At 65.2% G+C, this 16,544-nt stretch carries 14 protein-coding genes and 1 pseudogene; 9 read left to right on the top strand and 6 right to left on the bottom strand.

The window, feature by feature from the left end:
* The first annotated feature begins 13 nt into the window (after nucleotides 1-13).
* The 3 genes from NS365_RS01430 to NS365_RS01420 are packed head-to-tail and all read left to right on the top strand — an operon-like array spanning nucleotide 14 to nucleotide 3,398.
* On the top strand, nucleotides 14-1,123 hold the full coding sequence (locus tag NS365_RS01430) for an ABC transporter ATP-binding protein (protein WP_058598501.1): 1,110 nt from the start codon (nucleotides 14-16) through the stop codon (nucleotides 1,121-1,123).
* 14 nt (nucleotides 1,124-1,137) lie between these two features.
* Nucleotides 1,138-2,199, top strand: a complete 1,062-nt coding sequence (locus NS365_RS01425; protein ID WP_058598500.1) for a sugar phosphate isomerase/epimerase family protein — start codon at nucleotides 1,138-1,140, stop codon at nucleotides 2,197-2,199.
* A 23-nt stretch (nucleotides 2,200-2,222) separates the two neighbouring features.
* Complete coding sequence (locus NS365_RS01420; RefSeq protein ID WP_058598499.1) at nucleotides 2,223-3,398, top strand: Gfo/Idh/MocA family protein; 1,176 nt, start codon at nucleotides 2,223-2,225, stop codon at nucleotides 3,396-3,398.
* 48 nt (nucleotides 3,399-3,446) lie between these two features.
* Here NS365_RS01420 and NS365_RS01415 read toward each other — a convergent pair whose 3' ends face one another.
* From NS365_RS01415 to NS365_RS01405, 3 genes and pseudogenes are all read right to left on the bottom strand, one after another.
* Nucleotides 3,447-4,907: a PAS domain S-box protein gene (locus NS365_RS01415; RefSeq protein WP_058598498.1), complete on the bottom strand. Its 1,461-nt coding sequence runs from the start codon at nucleotides 4,905-4,907 to the stop codon at nucleotides 3,447-3,449.
* 178 nt (nucleotides 4,908-5,085) lie between these two features.
* Nucleotides 5,086-6,080: pseudogene (locus NS365_RS01410) on the bottom strand (GlxA family transcriptional regulator).
* The gene (locus tag NS365_RS01405) at nucleotides 6,077-6,388 is read right to left on the bottom strand and encodes a hypothetical protein (RefSeq protein WP_058598497.1); all 312 of its coding nucleotides are present in this window, start codon (nucleotides 6,386-6,388) and stop codon (nucleotides 6,077-6,079) included. Before NS365_RS01405 ends, NS365_RS01410 begins: the two are co-directional and overlap by 4 nt.
* 352 nt (nucleotides 6,389-6,740) lie before the next feature.
* Here NS365_RS01405 and NS365_RS01400 point away from each other — a divergent pair, with 352 nt between their 5' ends.
* Nucleotides 6,741-7,325, top strand: coding sequence for a tyrosine phosphatase family protein (locus NS365_RS01400; RefSeq protein WP_058598496.1), 585 nt, complete (start codon nucleotides 6,741-6,743; stop codon nucleotides 7,323-7,325).
* A 47-nt stretch (nucleotides 7,326-7,372) separates the two neighbouring features.
* Here NS365_RS01400 and NS365_RS01395 read toward each other — a convergent pair whose 3' ends face one another.
* Entirely contained in the window at nucleotides 7,373-8,245 is an 873-nt protein-coding gene (locus tag NS365_RS01395) for a sensor domain-containing diguanylate cyclase (RefSeq protein WP_058598495.1), read from the bottom strand.
* Nucleotides 8,246-8,537: 292 nt separating this feature from the next.
* Between NS365_RS01395 and NS365_RS01390 the strand changes: the two genes are divergently transcribed.
* The 3 genes from NS365_RS01390 to NS365_RS01380 all read left to right on the top strand — a co-directional run bounded on the left by NS365_RS01390 (nucleotide 8,538) and on the right by NS365_RS01380 (nucleotide 12,478).
* Entirely contained in the window at nucleotides 8,538-10,520 is a 1,983-nt protein-coding gene (locus NS365_RS01390) for a methyl-accepting chemotaxis protein (RefSeq protein ID WP_058598494.1), read from the top strand.
* A 183-nt stretch (nucleotides 10,521-10,703) separates the two neighbouring features.
* Complete coding sequence (locus NS365_RS01385) at nucleotides 10,704-11,201, top strand: MarR family winged helix-turn-helix transcriptional regulator (RefSeq protein ID WP_058598493.1); 498 nt, start codon at nucleotides 10,704-10,706, stop codon at nucleotides 11,199-11,201.
* Between the two features lie 98 nt (nucleotides 11,202-11,299).
* Entirely contained in the window at nucleotides 11,300-12,478 is a 1,179-nt protein-coding gene (locus tag NS365_RS01380) for a winged helix-turn-helix domain-containing protein (protein WP_058598492.1), read from the top strand.
* Between the two features lie 71 nt (nucleotides 12,479-12,549).
* Here the strand turns inward: NS365_RS01380 and NS365_RS24870 are convergent, their stop codons facing one another.
* Both NS365_RS24870 and NS365_RS24865 read right to left on the bottom strand, forming a co-directional pair.
* Nucleotides 12,550-12,909 carry a hypothetical protein gene (locus NS365_RS24870; protein ID WP_058598491.1) on the bottom strand — a complete coding sequence of 120 codons (360 nt, stop codon included), beginning with the start codon at nucleotides 12,907-12,909 and terminating at the stop codon, nucleotides 12,550-12,552.
* Nucleotides 12,910-12,921: 12 nt separating this feature from the next.
* Nucleotides 12,922-13,236, bottom strand: a complete 315-nt coding sequence (locus tag NS365_RS24865) for an ArsR/SmtB family transcription factor (protein WP_244496242.1) — start codon at nucleotides 13,234-13,236, stop codon at nucleotides 12,922-12,924.
* 259 nt (nucleotides 13,237-13,495) lie between these two features.
* Between NS365_RS24865 and NS365_RS01365 the strand changes: the two genes are divergently transcribed.
* Together NS365_RS01365 and NS365_RS01360 are read left to right on the top strand one after the other, a co-directional pair.
* Nucleotides 13,496-15,484 (top strand): PAS domain S-box protein, encoded by a 1,989-nt coding sequence (locus NS365_RS01365; RefSeq protein ID WP_343286831.1) that lies wholly within the window; start codon nucleotides 13,496-13,498, stop codon nucleotides 15,482-15,484.
* Nucleotides 15,474-16,094, top strand: coding sequence for a response regulator transcription factor (locus NS365_RS01360; protein ID WP_082684348.1), 621 nt, complete (start codon nucleotides 15,474-15,476; stop codon nucleotides 16,092-16,094). The genes NS365_RS01365 and NS365_RS01360 overlap by 11 nt, the downstream gene beginning before the upstream one ends.
* The last annotated feature ends 450 nt before the right edge of the window (nucleotides 16,095-16,544 follow it).

Raw genomic sequence — 16,544 nt, 5'->3', positions numbered from 1 at the left:
AGGAGAACCGACCATGGCCACGATCGCGCTGCGCGACGTCAAGAAATTCTTCGGGCACCATCCCGTGCTGCACGGCATCTCGCTCGACATCGCGGATGGGGAATTCGTCATTCTCGTCGGCCCGTCGGGCTGCGGCAAGTCCACGCTGCTGCGGATGCTCGCGGGGCTGGAAGACATCAGCGAGGGTGAGATTCATATCGACGAGCGGGTCGTCAACGACATGGCACCCAAGGAGCGGGACATCGCTATGGTGTTCCAGAACTACGCGCTCTATCCGCATATGACGGTGGCCGAAAACATGGCCTTCTCGCTGCGTCTGGCCGGCGCGCCGCGCGCGCAGAAGGACGCCGCCGTGAACCGGGCGGCGGAAATCCTCGACCTCGGCCCCCTCCTCCGGCGCTATCCGCGCGAGCTTTCGGGCGGCCAGAGACAGCGCGTCGCCATGGGACGCGCCATCGTGCGCGATCCGCAGGTCTTCCTGTTCGACGAGCCGCTGTCCAATCTCGATGCCAAGCTGCGCGTTTCCATGCGCACCGAGATCAAGGCGCTGCACCAGCGCCTCGGAACGACCATGGTCTATGTCACGCATGATCAGATCGAAGCCATGACCATGGCCGACCGGATCGTCGTGATGAACGGCGGCAAGGTCGAGCAGGTCGGCGCGCCGCTCGAACTCTACGACCGGCCGGCCAATCTCTTCGTCGCGGCCTTTATCGGCTCGCCCTCGATGAACCTTCTCCAGGGCGAGGCCGCGCGCGGCGAAGGGGGCCCCGTCTTCCGCGCCAAGGGCGGCGCCACATTACCGCTGCCGGCCGGCACGCCCGTTGTGCCCGGCGCACCGCTCGTCTACGGCATCCGCCCCGAGCATCTGGAACTCGCCGAGCCCGGTGCGGCCGGCGACGCTGCGGCCGAGATCGCCGTGGTGGAGCCGACCGGCTCGGAAACGCAGGTCTTCATGAAGCTGGGAACCGATGATCTCGTCGGCGTCTTCCGCGAGCGCATCGCGGATCGGCCGGGCACAAGCCTGACCTTGCGCGTCGATCCCGCGCGCTGCCATCTTTTCGATCCCACGAGCGGCGCGCGCATCGCGCCCGGCGCATCCACGACATCCGTCCTGTCCTGAAAGGCGAAGCCCGCATGAAGAGCATCAAAGGCCCCGGCATCTTCCTTGCCCAGTTTGCCGGCGACGAGGCCCCGTTCAACTCCTTCGACGCGATTTGCCGCTGGGCCGCCTCGCTCGGCTACAAGGGCGTGCAGATTCCAAGCTGGGACGGCCGGCTCTTCGATCTGAAGCGCGCCTCGGAATCGAAGGATTATTGCGACGAGATCGCGGGCGTCGCCGCTTCGCACGGGCTCGTCGTGACCGAGCTTTCGACGCATCTTCAAGGCCAGCTCGTTGCCGTTCACCCGGCCTATGACGCGGCCTTCGACGGGTTCGCCGCCCCGGACGTGCGCGGCAATCCGGCCGCGCGGCAGGAATGGGCGGTGGATCAGGTGAAGCGCGCTCTGACCGCCTCGCGCCATCTCGGCCTCCACGCGCACGCCACCTTCTCGGGCGCGCTCGCCTGGCCCTATATTTATCCCTGGCCGCAGCGACCGGCCGGCCTCGTGGAAACGGCCTTCGATGAGCTGGCCCGCCGCTGGCGTCCGATCCTCGACCATGCCGAGGAGATGGGCGTCGACGTCGCCTACGAGATTCATCCCGGCGAAGACCTGCATGACGGGGATTCCTACGAGATGTTCCTGGAGCGCGTCGGCCACCATGCGCGCGCCAATCTCCTCTACGACCCTTCCCATTTCGTGCTGCAGGGGCTCGATTACCTCGCCTATATCGACATCTATCACGAGCGCATCCGCGCCTTCCACGCCAAGGACGCCGAATTCAACCCGACCGGGCGGCAGGGCGTCTATGGCGGGTTCCAGCCTTGGGCCAAGCGCGCCGGCCGCTTCCGCTCGCTGGGCGACGGACAGGTGGATTTCGGCTCCGTCTTCTCCAAACTCACGCAATATGGCTTCGACGGCTGGGCGGTGCTCGAATGGGAATGCGCGCTGAAGTCGCCTGAGCAGGGCGCGCGCGAGGGCGCTCCCTTCATTGCGGCCCATCTTATCGAAGTCACGGGCAAGGCCTTCGATGATTTCGCGGGATCGGGTACGGACGAGCAGGCGAACCGCGCCATGCTCGGCCTGGACCGCGCCTGATATCGACGGGAGGAGATCGTTTCATGAGTATCGAAGGCAGCCGCGCGACTACGGCCACCGATCCCATTCGCTTAGGGATGGTGGGCGGGGGCGAAGGCGCGTTCATCGGCGCGGTGCATCGCATCGCCGCCCGGATCGACGATCGATACAAGCTGGTGGCCGGCGCGCTCTCCTCGGACGCCGAGCGCGCCCGGCGCTCGGCCGAGGCCATCGGCATTGCGACGGATCGCGCCTATGCCTCCTTCGAGGAGATGGCCGAGCGCGAGGCCGCGAGGCCGGACGGGATCGAGGCCGTGTCCATCGTGACGCCCAACCACATGCACGCGCCGGCGGCGAAAGCCTTCCTGCGCGCCGGCATCCATGTGATCTGCGACAAGCCGCTCTCGATCAATGTCGCGGAAGCCGAAGAGCTGGTGGCGCTCCAGACGGAAACGGGGCGCATTCTCGCCGTCACGCACAACTACACGGGCTATCCGATGATCCGCGAGGCTCGTGAGTTGGTGCGCTCCGGTGCGCTCGGCGACATCCGCCTCGTGCAGATGGAATATGCGCAGGACTGGCTGAGCGAGCGAGCCGAGCTGTCGGGCTCCAAGCAGGCGGAATGGCGCACCGACCCCAAGCGCTCGGGCGGCGGCGGCTGCATCGGCGACATCGGCACCCACGCCTACAATCTCGGGGCCTTCGTCTCGGGGCTGGAAACGGACTCGCTTCTGGCCGAACTCTCGACCTTCGTGGAGGGCCGGCCGCTGGACGACGACGTGCGCGTTCTCCTGCGCTATCGCGGCGGGGCCAAGGGGCTTCTCTGGGCAAGCCAGGTCGCGGTCGGCAACGAAAACGCGCTGACGCTGCGCGTCTACGGCACCAAGGGCGGGCTCGAATGGAGCCAGATGGACCCGAACTATCTCTGGTTCTCCAAGCTCGGCGAGCCCAAGCAGCTTCTGACGCGCAACGGCGCAGGCACCGGCGAGGCCAGCCGTCGCCTGTCGCGCATCCCGCCGGGCCACCCGGAAGGTTATCTCGAAGGCTTCGCCAATATCTATTCCGAGATCGCCGAAGCGCTGGTCGCGGCGCGCAGCGGGGCGATGCCGGCCGAGGCCGTGACCTTCCCGACCGTCGCGGACGGGCTGCAGGGCATGCGCTTCATCGAAGCGGCGTTGCGCTCGTCGCAAAGCGGCAATGGCTGGGTATCGCTCGGCTAACCCCAAACGCAAAAGCCTTCGCGGACAGCCGCGGAGGCCCACCTCACGTCAGACGGACGGGCTCGGCGCATCCAGGGTGAAGACGATGCCGCGCTCGCGAAACTCCGTCTCGGCCTGACCGTTGAATTCGGCGCCGAGCGCCCGCTCGATGACGCGGGTGCCGAAGCCGCGCCGTGACGGAGCCTGGACCGGCGGGCCGCCGATCTCCTCCCAGCGGAACCAGAACCGAGGCCCGGCCGGGCCGTCGAGCTGATCCCAATTCACGACGACGCGGCCCGCATCCACCGACAGGGCACCGTATTTGACGGCATTCGTCGCGAGTTCGTGCAGCGCCATGACGAAGGCGAGCGCCATGCGCGGCGACAGGCGCACGGACGGGCCGGCGATCGTAAATCGCCGGAAGCCGCTGCTCTGGAATGAAGCCAGCGCGTCGGCCACGACGTTCACCATATCCGCGCCTTCCCAGCTTTCGCGCGTGAGCACATTATGCGCTCGGGCCAGTGACTGAAGACGGGCGTCGAGCGTTGTCTGGGCCTCTGCCAGTGAGGTGGAAAAGCGGAGAGTTTGGCTGGCGATGGATTGGATCGTCGCCATCGAATTCTTGACGCGGTGGTTCAGCTCGGCGGTCAGAAGCGCGCGGTGCTCCTCGCTGCGCTTGCGATCGGTGATATCGAGAGAAATCCCCACAAGCCGTAGGGGTCGACCCTCCCGATCATAGGCCGGCTGACCGCGCACCTGAAGCCATCGCACCTCGCCGGATGGCGTTCTCACGCGGTACTCGATGTCGTAGTTCTGGCGCTCCTCGATCGAAGTCCTCACCGCGGTCTGCATCCGCTCCCGGTCCTCGTCGAGGATCGCGTTCAGGAATCTCTCGTAGGGAAGGTCCTCGTCGGGCGCGAGACCGACATTGCTCTTGCAGGCGTCCGAGCAGATCAGTTCCAGCGGCTCCAATTCCAAGGTCCAGAAGCCGAGGCGTCCCGCCTCCAGAACGAAACGCATCCGCTCTTCGCTCTGGACAAGGGCACGAGTGCGCCGCTCGACCTCGCGCTCCAGAACGTCCCGATCTTCGCGCAATTGCACCAGACGTTCTTTTTCGAGCGTCACATCGGCCTGCGAGGCAACGAAATAGCTGAGGTCCCCAGCCTCGTCGAAGACAGGCGAAACCAGAAGGCGGTTCCAGAACCGCTCGCTCTTCTTGTTGTAGTTCACGAGATCGATTTCGATCCGCTCGCGCCGCGCCACCGCCTCGCTGAGACGCGCCAACGCCTCGGCGGATGTTTCCGGCCCTTGGAGGAAACGGCAATTGCGCCCGATGATCTCGGCAGGCTCGTAGCCGGTCAGCTTCGAGAAGGCTTCGTTGGCGAAGATGATCGGATTGTCCGGCTGCTTCGGATCGGTGATCACCATCGGCATTCGCGTCGCCTGCACGGCGGCCACGAAAGGGTTTCCAGCGGAGCCCACCGGCAAGAGTGTCTCGGCGATCCCCGCCTGATCTGGATGGTCCAACAAGGTTCTGTCGCGTCCTTTGCGACTCGATCGTCCATGTGCGATATGGATGCCGCGATATAGATTAGCGCAATCACGTTGCAATCGACAGCCCGAGACCTTGCTCTTCTTCGTGGTAGGGCCTCATGCTTTCGTTCGTCAATTGTTCCAAGGGTAGGGCCATTCGTCACGCGGGGCGCGATCATGGCCCGGCGGCGGCGCGAATCTGCGACGGCGCTTGCGAATGGTATTGTTTCCACACCCGGCGCATGTGCCGGGCCGAGGCGAAGCCCGCGCGGGCCGCCACCTCTTCCAGTCCGAGACTGGTGCATGTCAGAAGATCGTTCACCAGCGCGAGGCGCGCGCGCTGCATAGCCATCGTGACGCTCATGCCGGTATGGGCCATGAAGAGGCGCGAGAGGTTGCGCGCGCTCGCCCCGGCCACCTGCCCCAACTCATCCAGCGACCAGCCGCGCGCGGGGTCGGCGGCGATCGCGTCCTGCGCCCGGTGCACCACGGGATGCAGGTGGTTGCGCCCTTCCAGCTAGGGCGAGAGCTGCGGATCGCTCGGCCCGCGCCTGATATAGACGACGAGCGTGCGGGCCACCGCAACGGCGACGGCCGGCCCGCACCCGCCGGCCACGCCATGCAGCATGAGATCGATCCCCGCGGTGACGCCCGCGCTGCTCAGACGCTTGCGGTCCTCCACGAAAAGCCTGTTGTCCAGCACCTTGGCGCGCGGCGCGACCTCGGCGAGGCTCCTGCAGCTCGCATGATGCGTGCTGCAGGCATAGCCATCCAGAAGCCCCGCGCGCGCGGCGAGCAGCGCGCCTTCGCAAACCATCAGCAGCGTGTGGTCGGGACGCACACCCGTGCGCAGCCAGCTTACGATGCGCCCCACCGCTTCCTCGTCGTCCCCGGCGTTCGGCCAGGGCGCGAGGGCGGCTTTGGCGGAGCCCGGCAGAAACAGGATGGGCCCGGCCGGGATCGCCTCCGGCAGGGGCGCGACATCGCATACGCCCAGCCCGATGGACGAGAGCGTCGCCCCCTCGGGCCGACATAGGCGACATCGAACAGGACGCGGTCCTTAACGGCGTTGGCGACACGCAGGACCTTGAGCGGCTCCGCGAGATCCAGAAGCAGCGCGCGCGGCGGCACGACCACGACAAACGATATCCGCCGCCGCTCCGCGCTCATGCGGCAGCCGCCATGGGTCGGCCCGCCAAGGCTCCCTCGACCGTGGCGATCCGCGCGAAGCGACCGGCAAGGACGAGTTCCGTGCGGGCCTTGATGTCGGCTGGGCTGACGATCTGGCCGTTCGGATGGATCACCGCGAAGGTCAGGGTCGCTTTCGTCACATAGTCCACCGGAATGCCGCGCATGGTGGCTCCGTCGATCAGCGCCTGCTGGCGCTCCAAGTAAGCGTCGAGATCCACCTCGCTCCAGTAGGGCGCGTGACGAAAGGATTCCTGACCATCGATCACGAGAAGGGCGGTATCGGACATGGCGAGCCTCCCGAGGCTCGGTTTCTGTCCTCGCAGGATCGCCCGGTCCACCAGGCTGCGAAAGCGCCGATCCGGCCCATATCAGGACATATCCAGCCATTGCGGCGATCCCGTCCAGAGCGATCGGGCCGTTCATCCGCTCGACATGCGACGGCACCGTCGAACGACTGTGGCAACCATGGGCCATCGCCCCCCGATCACGGCCGATGGGCCCTTCGCGAACGCGGCCCGGAGCGCGCAGGCCAACCCGGCATTTGCCCGGATCGAAAGGCGCTCTCACGCTTTGCAAAGGCACCGGCCGGGCGTAGGACAGAGGGGCCGAAGGCGCCCTTGGCCCGGCGGGAGGAGTTTCATGAAGACACTAGCGATTTCGTCGCGCACTATCTGCGGCATCGAGGAACTGCCCGTTCACAGCCAGTCCGGTGTGACGCATGTTCTGTCGATCATCGATCCCGGCCACCCCGATATTCACCACTTCGAAGCCTTTTCGAAACATCTGCGCACGACACTGCGCTTTCACGACATCATCGACCCGATCCCCGGCCAGATCATGCCGGCCAAGGAGCATGTCGCGGCCATTCTCGGCTTCGGCGCCTCGCTCGATAAAGGCGCGGTGGAAGGCACGGCGGGTCACCTCCTTGTTCACTGCCACATGGGCATCTCCCGCTCCACGGCGGCGATGGTCACACTGATGGCGCAGGGCGATCCGGACGCCAGCGAGGAAGAGTTGTTCGAGCGCCTGCGCAAGATCCGCAGCAAGGCCTGGCCGAATTCGGTGATGATCGCCTATGCCGACGAAAAGCTCGGGCGCGGCGGAAAGCTGGTCGAGGCGCTGCGCCGCCACTATGGCCATCAGCTCCAGCACAAGCCGGAATATGGGCAATGGATGCGCGAGTTGAAGCGCGGCCGCGAGGTCGAGATGGCCCTGCCCGCCTGACGGCTTTCGCAGACTGTCTCTTTCGGCTTGCGAAAGGGGCAGTCCTTTCAGGGCCACCTACCGGGACATGAGGCGCGGCGCTGCTTCTTGGCGTCGTACATGGCCCGGTCGGCCTCGGCGAGAAGGTCGGCCGAGGTCATGCCGGCGCGCCAGAGAGCCATGCCGAAGCTGAGACCGACATCGAGATGCCGGTCCTCCCACAGCATGGGTGCGCATGAACTCGCTTGCAGGCGCTGCATCGCCAGTTCAGCCGCTTCCCTTGTCGCGGCCGAAAGAATGGCGGCGAATTCGTCTCCCCCGATCCGCGCCAGCCGGTCGTTGTCGTGAATGCCCTTGGCCAGACGCTCCGCGATATGTCTGAGAACGGCATCGCCGGTCGCGTGGCCATGCTGATCGTTGATGGGCTTGAACCGATCCACATCGGCGAGCACGACCGCGAAGGCACGGCCCGTATCATTCGCCGCCGCGAGGGCATTGGCGAGGTCCCGCTCGAAACGTCGGCGGTTGCAGATGCCGGTCAAAGCGTCCTTGAACGCCGCGCTGCGCAGTTCGAGTTCGGCCAGCTTGCGGTCGGTGACATCGAGCGCCAGCCCGAACACGCCCTGAACGTTCCCGGTTCGGGCATCGAGCACGGGGGAAAGCGTGGTACGCCACCATTTGGCGCCCCCTGGTAGGTCGAGATGCTGCTCGTACTCGTAGCCGGCCCGTGTGCCGATGCAATAGCGGTACTGCCTCTCGACCTGTGAGGCGACATGCGCCGGCAGACATTCCTCGGGGGTCCGCCCGATGATCCTGTCGGCCACCAGACCCGTCAGATGACAGATGAGATCGTTCACCGCGTCGAAACGAAGCTTGCCATCCGTCCCGAGCGCCAATGAAAAGGCCGGCGCACCCAGCAGACCGACATCGATTCGATGCATGAAACTTGCCCTCCTATGCCCTTCGTTGTGGGTCGGAGTTCTCACTTTTCCAGAATGAACCCGGATAGTGTTCGAAAGGCCGCCGGGTCGGCGCGGCGTTGCTTGTTGTCCGGGCTGCCGTTGCCAATGTCAGCCGATCCTCCGCCGAGACTTCCGAAATAGTCTCTTAGACATACGATCTGGTCGGCCGCGGACGAAGAGGGATTCGAAGGAAGCCAGACAGGAAGACGATCTTAATGGATAGGCGGGTAGGGTCCGACCCGAAGACTCTGCCCGTTCGCAGGAGACGGTGATGAAGCTTGGAACGAAGATCATCGCGTGGGTGGGCGCAGGTCTGGCGTTGACGCTGCTGCCGAGCGCCATCTATCTGGCCAGCGAAACACGAGAGCGAGCCGTGGAACGGGCTCATGATCTGGTTCTGGCGGAAGCGGCAAGCGCGGCGAACAGCATCAAGAGCGAACTCAACGAATATGCCGGCAGCCTTGCCACCTCCGTCGTGCTTCTGGGCCGGGCCCAGGAACAGGGGCAACTGACACGGCCCGAGCTCGTCACGCTCCTCAAACGCCAGCTCGAGGCCTTTCCGACCGCGTTCGGCACCTGGTTCACAGAAGCGCCCAAGGCGTTGGACGGGCGGCAGGACGAGGTGAAGGACGACAAGGCGCTCGGCACCAACAAGAACGGCGTCTTCGCCGGATACTGGACGCGCGAAAGCGCCTCCTCCCTGACCTTCTCCACCTTCAACGACGACGCTCAAGCCGAATGGTGGACCAAGCCGACGCAAAGCGGCAAGCCGAGTTCGACCGAGCCCTATATCGAGACGGCAACCGGCAACAACACGCTGATCGCCAGCCTGATGGCGCCGCTTTCCGCCTCGGGAAAACTGATCGGCGTGATCGGCATGGATGTCGACCTCGGCTCGCTCTCGGCCCGGCTTCTGGCCTTGAAGCCGATGGGCGTCGGGCAGGTCATGCTTCTGTCGGAAAAGGGCAACTGGATCGCTCATCCCGATGCGGCGCTTCGCACCAAGCCCTATGAGGGCGCGGGCAGCGACGAACTCAAGAAGGCCATGACGGAGGGCGTGCCCGTGACCGCCACGCTCACCGGCCCCGACGGATCGCAGATCGAGCGCAGCTTCGTCCCCCTCCTCATCCCCGTCATCAATTCGCGCTGGTTCGTGGCGCTCGACATGCCCACAGAGGCGATCGTCGGTCCGGCCGATCGCAACGCCTATACGATGATGGGCGCAATCCTTCTGGCGATGCTCGTGGTGATGGGGCTCGTGATCCTGGCGTGCCGGCGCCTGATCGCACAGCCCTTGAAGCTCGTGATCGAGAACGCCCATGCCATCAGCGCGGGCGATCTCAGCCGGGATATGCCAGCCAAAGGAAACGACGAGATTGCCGAACTCCTGCGCGCCATGTCCGGAATGACGCGGCAGCTGCGCGAGATCGTATCGTCGGTTGTCGTCTCGGCGCAGCAGGTGGCTTCGGGGTCCACGCAGTCGGCCGCGACAGCCGAACAGCTCGCCTCCGGCGCGACAGAGCAGGCAGCGGCTTCCGAGCAGGCGTCCGCGGCCGTGGAGCAGATGACCGCCAATATTCGTCAGAACGCCGACAATGCGGGGCAGACGGAAAAGATGGCTGTTCGGGCGGCCGAGGACGCGCGCACCAGCGGAGACGCGATGGCGGGCTCGGTGGAGGCGATGCGCTCCATCGCCCAGAAGATCGAGCTGGTGCAGGAGCTGGCTCGCCAGACCGATCTTCTGGCGTTGAATGCCGCGATCGAGGCCGCGCGGGCCGGGCAGCACGGCAAGGGCTTCGCCGTCGTGGCCTCGGAAGTGCGCAAGCTCGCCGAGCGCTCGCGCACGACCGCCGAGGAGATCGGCCGATTGTCGGATCGCTCGCTCGCCACGTCGGAGGCCAGCGGCCAGATGCTGTCGCGGCTGGTGCCCGACATCCAGCGAACCTCCGAACTGGTTCAGGAAATCTCGGCCGCGTGCCGCGAGCAGGCGATCGGCATTGCCCAGATCAATCAGGCGATCCAGCAGTTGGATCAGGTGACACAGGCCAATGCCGGCGCGGCGAGCGAGATGGCCGCAACGGCCGACCAGCTTTCGGGTGAAGGCCACCGGCTTCTGGACTGCACGAGCTTTTTCGAACTGGATGCGTCCGCGCAGCCGTCCCCCGCGCCCGCGAGCCAGCCCGCCGCTTCGAACGAAGCAGGGCCGTCGAGCCCTGTTCAAACGGCCGCCCCGCACCCGGCAAAGGCGGCGTAAGCATTCGCGCAAAGACGGAAGCGGAGGCAACTGATCCGCTTTGGTCGCGCGGATCGACGGTGAGCGGCGCTTCGGCCCTATGCGGAGGCCTGTCGCGTAGGCGGCGGACGAAAATCCAAGCTGCCTCGCGTACACATTTCTGTTATGGCGCGGGCGTCACTCCTTCCCATCACGAGACGACCTGTGCCCGACACGCATCCCCAAGCCGAGGCGCTGTTCCTCCTGACTGAAACAGCGCGGCGCTTTCGAGAGGCGTTCGAGGCGTCTTTGGCGTGCAACCCGGCCGGTCTCACCCCGGCTGCGATCCGAACGCTGGGCAACGTCATCCGCTTTCCCGGCTCGCGCCAGAATGTTCTGGCCGAGCGCATGGAAATCGAACCCATGTCCCTGTCATCGCACATCAATCGCCTGCGCAAGGACGGTTATGTGACGCAAAGCTGCGACCCGCTCGATCGCCGCGCCAAGCTCGTTCATCCGACCGAAAAGGCCATCCAGCTGATGATCGAGCTGGATCCGGGTTTCGACGCCCTATACCAGACGACGACGCGTGGGCTGAGCAAGGAAGAGATGACGCTTCTGGCCGCCGGGCTTGCGAAGATGCGCGCCAATATCGCGACCGACCCCAGCCTCACCCAGCCCTTCACGCTCATTCCCAAAACCGAGGGCGAACAAGCGTCCTGAAGGTCGGGTGGTCAGGGCGGCCGAAATCCTGTCTTCTCCCCGCCAGGACTTTTGGCGGGCGTTCCGATGAGCCATCGGATCGGCGAACGGGGCGGGAGATGACGACACAGACGATCAGCCTGCCGCAGGCGCGCCGGATCGCCCTCGCCGCGCAAGGGTTCGGGGCCAAGCCCAGCGCCGCGCCGGGTCCGCTTCAGCTGCAGCGCACGCTGCGCAGGCTCCATCTGCACCAGATCGACAGCGTCAACGTTCTGTCCCGCGCCCATTATCTGCCCGCCTTTTCGCGTCTAGGCCCCTATGAGCGCGCCCATCTCGACACTTTGGCCTGGGGGCCGAAGCGCCAGCGCCGATTGTTCGAATATTGGGCGCACGAAGCCTCGCTCTTGCCTTTCGAACTGCAACCGTTCCTGCGCTGGCGCATGGCGGCGGCCGACCGGGGCGAGACGGGGTATGGGCGGATGCGACGTTTCGCGACCGAGCGCCGGTCGGAAGCCATGGCGCTGCACGAGCGGATCAGTCGCGAAGGGCCACTCGCGATTTCGGATTTCGAAAGCCACAAGGGCAAGGCCGGTTGGTGGGAATGGAGCGACACGAAAAGCGCGCTGGAATGGCTTTTCTGGGCCGGCCATATCACGACCGGCGCGCGGCGCGGCAATTTCGAGCGGGTTTACGACCTGCCCGAGCGGGTCATCCCGGCCGATGTCCTGAACCTGCCGAGCCCGAGCGCGCAGGAGGCGCACCGGGCCTTGATCGAACGGGCGGGCGCGGCGCTCGGGATCGCGACCGAGGGCGAGTTGCGCGACTATTTCCGCCTGACGCCCGATGAGGCGCGCCCGGCCATTCGCGCGCTGGCCGAAGAGGGCGTGCTCTTAGCCGTCGATGTGCCGGGCTGGCGCCATGCCTGGCTGTACCGGGACGCCAAGCGCCCGCGACGGATCGCGGCACAGGCGCTCCTGTCGCCCTTCGATCCCCTGGTCTGGGAGCGCTCGCGCACCGAGCGCCTGTTCGGCTTCCGCTACCGGATCGAAATCTATGTTCCCGCCGACAAGCGCCAATACGGCTATTACGTCCTGCCGTTTCTGCTGGATGAGGCGCTCGCAGCGCGTGTCGATCTCAAGGCCGACCGCGCCGCCTCGCGCCTCGTCGTCCGCTCGATCCATCTGGAACTTGGCGCGCCGGACGGAACACGCGAAGCACTCCAGGCGGAACTGGAGCGCCTCGCGGCCTGGCTGGGGCTGCACGAAACCATGCGCTTCGAAACGCCGACAAGCTCATAGGGGCCCGTCGGACATCTCGCCGACGACGAGCCGGCCAGCGTGACCCCGGCAGGATGCCGGCCCTCTTGAGCTCAGCTCGCGGACACCACTTCCAACGGGCCGTGGTCGTCGCAATGGTCACCATGGGGATGGTGCAGGCGGCCATTCACGAGATAGTCGACGTGATCGCCATGCGGCACGGCTTCGTGGCCGCAGCCGGGGCCATGCACGTGACCGGCCTCGTGCCCGGTGCAGCCTTCGCCGTGATTGCAACGGTCGGGATTGGTGGCGCTGACCTCGATCACATGTTCGTCCACATGGTCGCCATGGGGGTGATGCAAGTGGCCGTCATGCAGGTAGTCCACATGATCGCCGTGCCGAACGGCGGTATGGCCGCAGCCGGCGCCATGCTTGTGCGGGTGGTCGTGGTGGACGGTGCAATTCTCAGCCATGGGTTGCTCCTTTCAGGAATGATGCTCTTCGCAGGCGTGATCCAAGGCATTCGAAACAAGCGTCAGCACATGCGCGTCGTGCAGCCGATAGAGCATGGACTTGCCCTCCCGCCGACGCGCCACAAGCCGGGCCGACCAAAGCAGCCCGAGCCGGGCCGACACGGTGGTCAGCTTCTCCTGCGTGGCGGAGGCGAGATCCGACACCGTCGCCTCCCCCCGCGCCAATTCGACGATCAGCCGAAGCCGAGCCGGATCGGCGAGGGCCGAAAACATCGTGCCAGCGGCCTGCAACTGCTCGTCGGTCAACTCACGCGATTCGTTTGCCATGCATCAATCCATAATTCCATGGAATGATGGAATCAAGAGATTTTTGATCGCATCTGACGATGCGTGCGGAGCGGTCAGAGCAGATCCGAGACGCCAGCAGGGCGCCGCCCTTACATCCGTAGGCGCGACCCTATTTACCCCATTCCAGCGTATTCCAAGGTAAACGTTGCTCCCGACTTTGCTGGCGTCCATTCTAGGCCAGTCCTCGCTTGGGCGAATCCGTCGGGTCGCGAGCCGGCAAGGAGGGAGGGGACCTGAAATGACTCCGAGCCAGGCATGCAACTCCTCATCGACGGCCCCGTCCACCCCCGATTGCCTGCCACGCGTGATGCCAGATTTGATCGAGGGCCTGGACTGGTCCGGCACCGCTCTGGGGCCGCGTGGTTCCTGGCCGGTGGCCGTGGACGTTCTTATGTGCGTGATGCTCGAGTCGCGGCAGCCGATGCTCGTTGTCTGGGGCCCATCGCACACGATGGTCTATAACGACGCCTATATCTCGTTCCTGGGGAGCAAGCACCCCGCTGCGCTGGGGCGTCCCGTTCTCGACGTCTGGAGCGAAGCGGCCGATCAACTGCGGCCCATGATCGAGCATGTCTATGCCGGCGGCTCGAGCTTGGGGGACGACCTCGAACTGCATCTGGATCTCGGCGACGGCCCGCGGGAAATGCATTTTGCCTTCTCCACCAGCGCCGTGCGGGATGACGCTGGCGCCATAGGGGGCCTTCTGTGCATTTGCACCAATACGACGGAGGTGGTCCGAGCTCGCCGCGAAAGCGAAGAGAACTACCGCCATGCGATGGAACTCAGCCCCCAGATCGCCTGGACCGCACGACCCGATGGATATGTCGACCAGTTCTCGAACCGATGGGAAGTTCTGACGGGCCAAACGGGCGAAGGCTTCGCTTGGCGCGAGGCGCTTCATCCGGACGAGCGCGACAACGCCTATGAGATGTGGCTTGCCGCAACCCGCGACCGTCACCCCTACAGGGTCGAAATCAGGGTTTGTCTGCGCGACGGAACCTACCGTTGGCATCGGGTCCAAGCCTTTCCGCGCCTTGCCGCCGATGGCTCCATCTTGCGTTGGTACGGCACGACGGAAGACATCCACGAACGCAAGGTCGCCGACGAGCACATGCGCTCGATTCTGGAGACCGTGCCCGATGCCATGATCGTCATCGACGAGAAGGGCACCATCCATTCCTTCAGCAAGACCGCCGAGCGGCTCTTCGGTTACACGTCCGGCGAGATCGTCGGCCAGAATGTGCGCCGCCTGATGCCCGAGCCCTATCAATCCTTTCACGATGGCCATCTTGCGCGATACGTCGCCACGGGCGAGCGCAAGGTGATCGGCATCGGCCGCATCGTGATCGGCCAGCGCCGGGACGGGTCCACCTTCCCTATGGAACTGAGCGTGGGGGAAATCCGAACCGGCACAGGCCACTTCTTCACCGGCTTCATCCGCGACCTGACCGAACGACGCGCGGCGGAAGAGCGCATTCAGGAAATTCAGGCCGAGCTTCTCCAAGTTTCGCGTTTCACCGCGCTCGGCGAAATGGCTTCGGCTCTGGCGCACGAACTCAACCAGCCGCTGACGGCCATCACGAATTATCTCCATGCCTGCCGCAAGCTGCTGGAACAACCGGATGGGGACGCTCGCCCGAACTGCGCCCTCGTCGGCCAGGCCGTTTCCGAGGCGGCCGAACAGGCCGTTCGCGCCGGCGAAATCATTCGATCGCTTCGATCGCTGGTGAAGCGGACCCAAGGGCATTCGCAGGACGAGGCTCTGGCCAAACTCGTCGAAGAAACCTGCGCCCTCGCCATGGTCGGCACCCGCGAAGCCGATGTGAAGATCCGCATCGCCGTGTCGCCGAACGCGCGGACCATCCATGCCGATCGCGTTCAGATCCAACAGGTCCTGCTGAATTTGATGCGCAATGCGATCGAAGCGATGGAGGACTCACCGCAACGGGAGTTGAGCGTAACGGCCAATCCCTCGCCTTGCGGGCGGCACGTGGAGATCGCGGTTTCGGACACGGGGCCGGGTTTGGCGCCCGAAATCGCCGAGACCCTGTTTCAACCCTTCAACACAACGAAATCGAACGGCCTCGGTGTCGGCCTGTCGATCTGTCGCAGCATTGTCGAGGCGCATGGAGGAAAGATCGCCGTCGAGCCGCGACCAGGACGCGGGACGACCTTCCGATTCGTGATCCCCGCCCGAAAGGAAAAGACGAGTTCCCATGTCTCGTAGTGCCGTGGTTCATATCATCGACGACGACCGCGATGTTCTGAAGTCGCTGAGCTTCCTCATGGCGGCTCATGATCTGCCCTGCCAGATCTATGGCACGGCGGATGCGTTCCTGGAGAACCTCACACAGGAAACGGCCGGCTGCATTCTCAGCGACGTGAGGATGCCCGGCATGGATGGATTGGAACTCCTGTCGCATGTGCGCGCATCCGGCAGCCATCTACCCTTCATCGTGATGACAGGACATGGCGACGTGCCGCTGGCCGTGCGGGCCATGAAACAGGGAGCCACGGATTTCATCGAGAAGCCGTTCAGCGAAAAGGCGCTCCTGGCCATCATTCAAATCGCCTTGGAAATCGACCGGCAGAACGACCTGCGCGACGTGAAGGCCCGCGAGGCCCGCGAGCGCCTGGCCCTGTTGACGGCGCGCGAGACCCAAATCCTCGAACTCGTCGCCACGGGCATGTCGAGCAAGCTGATCGCCTATCAGTTGGAGTTGAGCGCGCGGACGGTGGATGTGCACCGGGCCAACATCCTTTCCAAGCTGAATGTCGACAATGCCATCTCGGCCGTGGCGCTCCTGATCGATGCGCGCGGCCAGACCTCGTCGTAGACCGTATCCAGCGCTGATCCATTCGATCCGGCGGGTTTTTCCCCGCCTTGGCTTGGGGCCGATCCTCGGCTTTCTTCAACGCATCCGCTGAGAGGGTCGCTGGCAAGCCTCGATGTTCCGTCGCGTCTGCCCGAAGAAAGTGTCGAACGGGTCTCAGCTGGGCCGGCAGGCTGCGACATTCATCCACAGATGCGGCTCGGATATTCGCTCATTTAGGCAGGAACCAAACCGCCTCCACCGCCCTTTCCACGGCGCATCACGAACCCGTGAAAGGATGCAGGAATGATGAAGCAAGCCTTGCTGGCGACGGCCTTCGCTGTCGGCCTCACCTCCTGGGCCGCAGCGCAGCAGCCAGCGCCCCGGCCGGCGACTCCCCCCGCCGCTACGGACGCCGACGCACCGCCCCCGCCGCCTGCCATGGCCAAGGGTCCGCGCGCGCCGGGCGATATG

Origin of the sequence: Aureimonas ureilytica (genome assembly GCF_001475935.1) — a bacterium.
GTDB classification, from domain to species: domain Bacteria; phylum Pseudomonadota; class Alphaproteobacteria; order Rhizobiales; family Rhizobiaceae; genus Aureimonas; species Aureimonas ureilytica_A.
The sequence above is the reverse complement of the archived record's forward strand: the minus strand, read 5'-3'. Positions and strand labels throughout refer to the sequence as shown.